This is a genomic window from Advenella sp. (assembly GCF_052108595.1).
Classification (GTDB): domain Bacteria; phylum Pseudomonadota; class Gammaproteobacteria; order Burkholderiales; family Burkholderiaceae_B; genus Advenella.
The window spans coordinates 1-9341 of the sequence record NZ_JBQEAU010000142.1; the positions used below are offsets into that span (position 1 = coordinate 1).

The following is a 9341-nucleotide window of genomic DNA, read 5'->3' on the forward strand; positions in this document are numbered from 1 at the left end:
CAATCGAGCGAACCCAGTCGTGGTCAACCAATTGGTCGATCAGCTTTTCACCCAGCCCTTCGATATCCAGGGCCTTACGTCCTGCTGCATGCAACAGGCTTTGCTTGCGCTGGGCGGCACAAAAAAGGCCACCGGTACAGCGAGTCGCCGCCTCGTCGGGTAGGCGTTCCACCGCAGAGCCGCAGACTGGACACTGGGTCACCATGGCAAACAGCCGAGCATCGGCCGGACGCATTTCCAGTACAGGGCGCAGCACTTCCGGGATTACGTCGCCGGCTCGGCGCACGACCACGGTATCGCCAATTCTCACATCCTTGCGTCGGATCTCGTCTTCATTGTGCAGCGTAGCATTCGTCACCGTCACGCCGCCTACAAAGACAGGTTGCAGCCTGGCCACCGGCGTGAGCGCTCCGGTGCGGCCCACCTGCACCTCGATATCCAACAGCAAGGTCGTCGCTTCCTCGGCAGCAAACTTGTGCGCCAGCGCAAACCTGGGCGCGCGCGAAACAAAGCCCAGTTCCGTCTGTGCCTTCAGCGAGTTGACCTTGTACACCACCCCATCAATATCAAAGGGTAAATTTGTCCGCGACTGGCCAATTTCTTCATAAAAAGCAAGCAGCGCGTCGGGGCCAGTCACGCTCTTTCGATATTTGCCTACGGACAAACCCAGGGAGGACAACCAGTCAAGCATGCCGGAATGAGTATCGGGCAAAGGGGCGGTGAGCCCATCCAGCTGACCCCAGCCATAGGCGAAAAATCGCAGCGGCCGCTTGGCTGTGAGCCGCGGATCCAGCTGGCGCAAGCTGCCTGCCGCCGCATTGCGAGGATTGACAAATGTCTTGTCCCCTGCTGCGGCCTGGTGCTTATTGAGTTTTTCAAAGTCGCTGCTGTTCATGAGTACTTCGCCGCGCACTTCCAGCACCGCTGGAAAGCCGGGCGAGAGCGTCAGCGGGACCGAGCGCAAGGTGCGGATATTGGCAGTCACGTCCTCGCCGGACAAGCCATCGCCACGTGTCGCGGCTCGCACCAGGCGACCGTTCTCGTAACGGATGCTGATGGCCAGCCCGTCCATTTTGACTTCGCAGTTATATTCCACTTTTTCTGCCGGGCCGAGCAGGCCCGCAGCACGCAAGGCGTCACAAACCCGCTTGTCGAAGGCCATCACTTCTTCACTGCTGAATGCATTGCCCAACGACAGCATGGGCACGGCATGACGGACACTTTCAAAAAAAGGCAACGGTGCGCTGCCCACGCGCTGCGACGGAGAATCTGCATTGACCCATGCAGGGTGCTCGGCCTCGATGGCCAGCAACCGCTGCATCAGACCGTCAAATTCCGTATCGCTGATCGTTGGCGCATCCAGAACGTGATACGCGTGATTGTGTGCATTGATTTGTGCACGCAGGCGCTCCAGTTCGGCCTGCAACTGTTGTTCTTTGCCCTGCGCCATGACACATGCCTTTAGGAGAAGACCCGCAAGGCGCGTGGCGAGCCGGCTTGCAGGCCCTGCTGCTCCAGCTCTTGGTATATACCGCGAATCTGCTCGTCAATAGCGTGCTCGGACCCTTCCATCACCGGGCGTCCAGAATCATCGATCAACTGGCCGTCAAGAGACAGCGCCAGATCACGGGCTACGGCCATCATGCGGGCAAAGGGCGTGTCGTCCGGCGGACTGCAGGGAACGTCCAGCAGCAGGTCCACGCGATTGACGCCAGCGTTTGCAGGGTCATCGGCATGTTCACCCGCCAGCAACAAGACAAAGCGTGGCAGACCGTCATGGTTCATCCAGGCCAGACCATTGCGATATTCCGTAAAGCCCTTGGCGCGGGCAACGTCGATCACACTGCGAACAGGATGCGGCTGCGCCAGTTGCACAGTCAGACCCACTTGCGTGTCCAGATTGGCGCATACCTGATCCAGTTTCACGGCGCGGCGCAGCAAGCCGGGCACATCGGGGCTTTCGACGCTGGCATCAAATTCATGGGCAATTTCATCGGCCTTGGCCCAGGCCTGCGACCACTCTATTTCGCCCAGTGCTCCGGCGCGGTTAGCCAACAGGACGGCCATTTGCAACGATACGTAATTCTCGTCAGCACGCAAATCAGCGCGATGCAGCCCGTCGTCGGTCTCGGCAAAAAAGCGCAATGGCTTGGAACCAGCGTACAGGGCGCTTCGGGTATAACGGTGCAGGTCGGCGCCACCGACGGGAGCAGCAAAATGCAACTCAATAACGCCTTCGGTCATTTCATCAACGGCTTCTTGGTCGTGCTGCCCGTCCATATCACGAGCGGGCACTGCTGCGCCCATAGGCGCAGCGGCGGGCGCTGGGGAAGCAGCCTCATCAAGGTCGCTGGCAAAGACCGGATCCTGCCGGTCGGCCGGCGCTTTTTGGACTGGCGTAACCGGTTTGCGATCCTTGAGCAGAACGTCATTCTCGTGTTCGTCGCCCATGCTGAACTGTTCGTGCATTTGCCTGCGCACTCGTTGGTCCTGCCACCAATTGAACAGCAGCACCAGCAGAATCAGCACGATTCCGATCGCAATTAAAGCCAGTTGCAAATTACTCATTGTGTGATTGACCCTTTTGTTTACGCTTCGCCAACAAGCTGGACGGCGGACTCGATATCCACAGCAACAATTCGGGAAACCCCTTGTTCTTGCATCGTAACACCGATTAACTGCTTCGCCATCTGCATGGCTATTTTATTGTGAGAAATAAATAAAAACTGCGTCTGTTCGCTCATGCTGCCAACCAGGTTGGCATACCTTTCGGTGTTGGCATCGTCCAGCGGCGCATCCACCTCGTCCAGCAGACAGAATGGCGCCGGATTCAGCTTGAACAACGCGAATACCAGCGCAGTGGCCGTCAGTGCCTTTTCACCGCCTGACAGCAGATGAATCGTGCTGTTGCGTTTACCCGGCGGCTGCGCCATCACCTGCACGCCAGCATCCAGAATTTCTTCGCCGGTCATGGACAGGCGTGCCTCGCCGCCACCGAACAGCTTCGGAAACAACTCGCCAAAATGCGTATTGACCTGATTGAACGTTTCCTGCAACAAATCGCGCGTTTCCCGGTCGATGCGACGAATCGCGTCTTCCAGCGTATCGATGGCCTCGGTCAGATCCGCGTGTTGCGCATCCAGAAACCCCTTGCGCTCACGCGACTCGGTGAGTTCGTCCAGCGCGGCCAGGTTGACCGACCCCAGCGCTTCGATCTGTCGGGATATTTTCTGCACTTCGGCATGCAGCCAAGTCACTTTGGACCAATCCTCGGGCAAATCGTTCAAATCAGCTTTGAGCGCTGTGCGATCGACCTCGTGTTCGTCCAGCTGTTCGGAAAACTGCTCCACGGCCAGCCGGGCTGCCTGTTCATCTAACTGCAGCTGCATAATATGGGCGCGACGCGGCTCCAGCGACTGCTCGGTACGCATGCGCGTTTCGTCGGCACCGCGCAGCGTGGCAGCCAGATTGTCCAGTTCAAGACGGGCGGCTGCCAATGCTTCCTCGCGGATCACGCGGGTTTCCAGCGCGTCTTGCAGCCCCGCCTGTGTTGCGGACTCATCGAAATCAAACAGCTCGGTTTCCAGGTTTTCCAGTTCGTTGCGGGCCTGATTAATCTGATTGCCGGCCAGGTCCCTGTTACGGGTCAAGTCGGCAATCCGCGACGTCAGACCACGCTGGGTAAAGCCCGCTTCCTGTACATTACGCTCCAGCTCGCGAATTTGCTGGCGCGCAGCTTCGGCCGTTTCGGCCAGCGTCTCGCCAGCCATTTCCGCCTCAGCATAGGTTTCCTGCAACGTGGCCAGCTCATTGTCCAATGTTTCAAAACTGGCTTCGGACTCTTCCTTCTGGGCCAGCAACTCTTCCTGCTGTATGCGGATATCGGCCAGATCTTCGTTAATGCGTGCGTTGCGCTCTTCGCTTTGTTGCATCTGCCCGTGTAGCCTGGAATGCTCCATCTGCAGATCGTGCACCCGGCGGGTCAGCTCTGACAGGCGCTGGCGCGCCGGTGTCATCGATTGCGACAGCGCAGTCCAGGCCGCTTCGCTGCGGGCCAGCTGCGTAACGGCCTGATCGGCAATCAACTGGCGCGCCTTGATTTCGCGCTTAAGATTGTCAATCTCCTGCTGGCGGGCCAGCATGCCCGACTGCTCGGAATCGGCCGCATAAAAACACAGGCCATGTGCATCGGTCATGTGCCCTTCGCGCACCACCAATTGCACACCGACCGGCAACGATTGCCGCTGTCCCAGCGCTTCAGTCAGCGATGAAGCAGTGTAGACGCCTTGCAGCCAACGTCCCAGCAAGCTTTTGAGATCAGGATCGCTGCACCGCAACAACGACAGCAGCGGCGTATGGCCCGGCAGCGCAGCCGGCAACGCCTCGGCTGTCGGTTTCTGGTAAAACGCAAGCCGCGACGGTGGCGGATCATCCGTGAAGGCACGCGCCATATCCAGGTCGCGCAATGGCAGCGCGGTCAGCCGTTCACGCAATACGGATTCGAGTGCCGCTTCCCAGCCCGGTTCAATATGTATTTGTTGCCAAAGCCGGCCAAAACCAGCCAGATCATGCTTTTGCAGCCAGGGTTCGAGCGCCCCCTTCTTCTGCACATCTTCCTGCAGGGCGCTAAGCGCGTTCAGCCGGGCTTCAAGCCTGGCCACATCCTGCGTTTCCTTTTGCGAATTGTTTTGTGCATTGCGGCGTGCCTCATCCAACTGCGGCAACCGCTCTTCCATGTCCTGCAGGGTTGCCTGCACTTCTTCCAGCTGGGCTTCGGCCGCGTTGCGATCACCGGTCAGTTGCTCAAGACGTCCTGCATCAGGGCTCTGGATCTCGCCCAGCTCGCGCTCCAGGCGTTCACGGCGTTGCTCCAACTGCTGCAACTGGCGGTCGGCGTCACGCTGCGCCTGGGCCGTGAGCGCTAGCTTCTGTTCAACGCGAGCCAGCTCGGATCGCATAGTCTCGCGGGTTGCCGACGCACTGCGTACTTTTTCTTCCACATCAGGCATCTGGGCCTGACGCGATTCCAGTTCATCCTGGACCATGGCCGCGCGCTCGGCAGCAGCGGCCAGTTCTTCTTCAAGCTCGGCAATCTGTTCCGTGCAATGCGTCAGTTGATCCTGCCACTCCTGCATTTGGGTGTTGAGCGTCGTCTTGCGCGCCTGCAGACGGTTACGTGCATCCACCACATGGCGGATTTCGGTCTCTAGACGGCTGACTGTGGTATTGGCCTCGTACATGGCGGCCTGGGCTGCGTGCACGGCGTCGCTGGCCTGATAATGCGCCTGCCGGCGTTTTTCCACCTCACTTTCTGAAGCGCGCAATTCAGCGAGCGAGGCCTCCAGTTCAGTCTGCGCCTTTTCGATCTCCAGGGCTTTTTTCTCCTGATCGGCGCGGGCATTCTCTTCCCGGATCAGCCAAAGCACGTGTTGCTTTTTTTCGCCATCGTGCTGCAGGTCACGATACTTGCGTGCCACTTCGGCCTGCGCTTCCAGGCGGCTGAGCTGTGACTCAAGCTCGCGCATGATGTCTTCGACACGAGTCAGGTTCTCACGGGTATCGCCCAGACGGTTTTCGGTTTCCCGGCGACGCTCCTTATACCTGGACACGCCGGCGGCCTCTTCCAGATACACACGCAGTTCTTCGGGTTTGGCCTCGATCAGGCGATTGATCATGCCCTGGCCAATGATGGCGTATCCACGCGCGCCCAGACCGGTGCCCAGGAAAATATCGTGGATATCCTTGCGGCGGACCTGCTGGTTGTTGACGTAATAGCTGCTGGTGCCATCGCGGGTCAGAACCCGCCTGACGGCGATTTCTCCGTATGTGCTCCACTGACCAACGGCACGACCGTCGCTGTTGTCAAAGACCAGTTCAACTGACGCCCGTGCAGCCGGCTTTCTGTGTCCCGAGCCGTTGAAGATAACGTCCTGCATGGATTCGCCGCGCAGTTCAGAGGCGCGTGTTTCACCCATCACCCAGCGTACGGCGTCGATAATATTGGATTTGCCACAGCCATTGGGACCGACCACGCCCACCATCTGGCTGGGCACCGGGATGACCGTAGGATCAACAAAAGACTTGAATCCAGCTAGTTTGAGTTGGGTAAGGCGCACGTAAGGAACAATACAAAGTAAAAAAAATGCCCTGAGGCGGTGCCGATACAGAACCGGCCCGACAGTCAGGCTCCAGCCCTGTATGATAACCCAGGCGATCCGATTTGATAGTAAACAAAAGTCATAATAGCAATATTTGCGCAGGGCGCAAATCACCCCCTCCGGATTCCGGTGCAGCACTGATTTCTGAACGCCAGCGCAAGCCGTGCCGCGTTCTGGCGCAACGTCGCGATGGATCACTCCCGCATGCTCAGCCAACACCGGTCTGCTACGGCCCCCGACAACAAATATTTCAGCCTGCTACATGGCCTGGCAAATCAATCCGGTCGGCAGATATTTACGTCAGGCCATCGTCCCGCACAGGTTTGGATCTAATTCGCTATCGGTTGGGGGCAATGAGTAACGAAGCGCCACTGAACCTGATATTATGTTGCGATTGAGCACAACGGAAAACACCGGCACCTGTCTGGTCTTTCTGCCAGCATCATTTCATGACCACGACATATGGTTACTTTATCGTCTGGTGCTTGCACCGGATTCGGATACGCGATAACAAGTTAAAACGGGATATTCAGTTTGAAAAAAGGTTTCTTTCTCGTCATGTTGGCACAGGCGCTCTCGTCCCTGGCCGACAATGCGCTTTTTATCGCTGCCATCGCCCTTATCGCTGAACTTTCCGGACCCGACTGGATGACGCCCGCCATGAAATGGTTTTTTGCGTTCGCCTATGTCATTCTGGCTGCGTTCGTTGGCGCCATCGCCGATTCTTTTCCAAAGGGTCGTGTCATGTTTGTCACCAATGCAATTAAAATTTCCGGCTGCCTGCTGATGTTCGGCTTTGCCATGATGGCCCCGTCCGACAAGAGCCTGCACGCCTACATCGTCTGTTTTTCCTATGCCCTGGTGGGTATCGGCGCGGCTGCCTATTCGCCAGCCAAATACGGCATCGTCACCGAGCTGCTGCCCCCGCGGGATCTGGTCAAGGGTAACAGCTGGATCGAAGGGCTCACTGTACTTTCGATTATTTTCGGGGTCGTTCTGGGAGGCAAGCTGATCGAGCCACCCCTGTCCGATTTCCTGCTGGCCCTGCCCTGGATGTCGGTCCTGGCAAAAACGCCGGCCGAGGCGGCCATTGTCGTCATTGGCGGAATTTATATTCTGGCCGCTATCTGTAATTTGCTGATCCCCAATACGCACTTCGTGTATCCGAAACAAGAATCCAATCCAGTGAAGCTGCTCAGCGTGTTTGCCAGTTATGTGCGCATCCTGTGGCGGGACAAGGTCGGACAAATTTCACTGGCGGTCACCACCCTGTTTTGGGGCGCGGGCGCCACTCTGCAGCTGATCGTGCTGCAATGGGGGCGTGACCACCTGCAACTGAGCATCGCCCAATCGGCCAATCTGATGGGTGTAGCGGCCATCGGCACCATTGTCGGTTCGGTTCTGGCCGGTCGGGTCCCGCTGACGCGCGCATTGCATGTACTGCCTATCGGCGTTGTCATGGGCTTTTCCGTCATGTTGATGACCATTGTCAAAGATACCTGGGCGGTGTACTTCACCCTGATCCTGGTAGGCGGGCTCTCCGGCTTTTTCGTGGTGCCGCTCAACGCGCTGCTGCAGCACCGCGGACATGTTCTTTTATCGGCCGGCCATTCCATTGCCGTACAGAATTTCAACGAACAATTGAACATTCTGTTCATGGTGGCGGCGTACTGGTTCATGCTGGAAATGAACCTGCACATCAATACCATCATTATTATCTTTGGCGTCATTGTCGCCGTGCTCATGGCGCTGGTGATTGCCTGGTGCTATCGCAACCAGCGGCGCTATCCGGCGATCTTTGCAGAAATTGGTGAAGAAGGCCATGGTCGGGCCCAGACCGGGCATTAGCATCCGGGCATTTGCGGGCCAGTAGGTCCGTGGCGCTGGCATCCCGGGTCGCATCCCCTACCCACGGTTGGTTTGCCGCACTGGCCCGGTTTTATCTCAAAGCGCTTGAATACACACCGCTTATTCCATATCGCCTTATACCAGTTTGGCCGATCACGGTCAGATATTGCGCAGACATGCGCGCCATGCGTTCAGGCTGCCGATGCAGCCAGACGGCGGCATCAAATCCGGCTGCGGGGCGGGCACAACCCCCACCGCTATCTGCCGGATATCCGACGTCTTATGCTGCAGTCTGCTGCAATAGCTGTCGCAGGCGTTTAAGATCGACCCACGCCAGCGGTTTGGCGGCCTGATTGGCCATCAGATGATTCGGATGAAAGGTGACCAAGACCGGAATCGCCCTGCCCTGTACGGTGATCTGCAGGTCATGCATTTGACGCAGTTCGCCTACCGATTCAGTAGTGCCAAGCACAGACTGGGCAGCATTGCCGAACAACAGGACACATGATGGCTGCACCATGGCGATTTGCTGTTGCAGATAATCGGCGCAGGCCGCAATCTCATGCGGCTCGGCTGGCCGGCTCACCATTGGCCGGCACTTGACCACATCAGTAATAAACGTCGCTTCACGGGAGATGCCGATCGCGGCGAGCATATTGTCCAGCAACTGGCCCGCCTGTCCACTGAGGGGTTCACCGCTGATTTCATCCTGCGCGCCTGGCGCCTGGTCAATAATCATCAAGCGCGCTGTCGCGGTGCCGGTGCCAGGTACCGGCTGACGGGCATGCTCCGACAGACCGCAACGCGTGCACTGCCGGATAGTCGCAGCCAATACCGGCCACTCGATCCGGGCATCTGCCGGCGCCAATGGATCCACCGAACGACTACCTTGGGGCTCAGGAACAGCGGTCCCGGACGCGCTGTCAGCACCACCGGTAAACTCGCTCATTGCCCCACGGGCGCCGTCTTCTTTCACACGACGCGTATCGGCGGCGGCACGCCCTGCCGGCCGACGTTGCCGCTGCATTTGTTCGCGCAGCTTTGCCAGTGCCTGGCGTGCAGGCGAAGCATCGTTCTGGACTGCCGATGCTGCACCCGGCACCGTTTCTTGTGCGGCTGCCAATGGCGTGCCTGGCTCTCTTGTGGTCGCTGAGACTGGCGCCGCAGGCCGCTGATCCGAATACGTCTGGGCAGGTTCTGCTGTCGATGCAGCGCCTGCCGCCGGGGTGTGTTTGGTATGTGCTACAGCGTGGGGTTCGGCCACTGCGGATACGGTCAGCGCACGCCCCCATAGACGATCAATCCCGCTCTCCTGCAACCAAAGCAACTGGAGAG

5 protein-coding genes are annotated in these 9341 nt (G+C 58.4%); 1 reads left to right on the top strand and 4 read right to left on the bottom strand.

From position 1 onward, the window contains the following. The 3 genes from ligA to smc form a co-directional block, all read right to left on the bottom strand. Window positions 1-1450, bottom strand: a 1450-nt coding sequence (ligA, locus tag ACTIKR_RS18760; protein WP_442328665.1) for an NAD-dependent DNA ligase LigA, incomplete at its 3' end; no start/stop codon positions are given. Between the two features lie 11 nt (window positions 1451-1461). Next, window positions 1462-2568, bottom strand: coding sequence for a cell division protein ZipA C-terminal FtsZ-binding domain-containing protein (locus tag ACTIKR_RS18765; RefSeq protein WP_193087168.1), 1107 nt, complete (start codon window positions 2566-2568; stop codon window positions 1462-1464). A gap of 20 nt (window positions 2569-2588) precedes the next feature. Then, window positions 2589-6116 carry a chromosome segregation protein SMC gene (gene smc, locus ACTIKR_RS18770; protein ID WP_193087169.1) on the bottom strand — a complete coding sequence of 1176 codons (3528 nt, stop codon included), beginning with the start codon at window positions 6114-6116 and terminating at the stop codon, window positions 2589-2591. Between the two features lie 576 nt (window positions 6117-6692). Between smc and lplT the strand changes: the two genes are divergently transcribed. Beyond that, window positions 6693-8006 carry a lysophospholipid transporter LplT gene (lplT, locus tag ACTIKR_RS18775; protein ID WP_193087170.1) on the top strand — a complete coding sequence of 438 codons (1314 nt, stop codon included), beginning with the start codon at window positions 6693-6695 and terminating at the stop codon, window positions 8004-8006. Window positions 8007-8286: 280 nt separating this feature from the next. Here the strand turns inward: lplT and ACTIKR_RS18780 are convergent. Beyond that, on the bottom strand, window positions 8287-9341 hold a 1055-nt coding region (locus ACTIKR_RS18780), incomplete at its 5' end, for a uracil-DNA glycosylase family protein (RefSeq protein WP_442328666.1).

Bases quoted from the DNA above. Each gene is read 5' to 3' on its own strand.
- ACTIKR_RS18765 (WP_193087168.1), bottom strand. From the start codon at position 2,568: ATGAGTAATTTGCAACTGGCTTTAATTGCGATCGGAATCGTGCTGATT.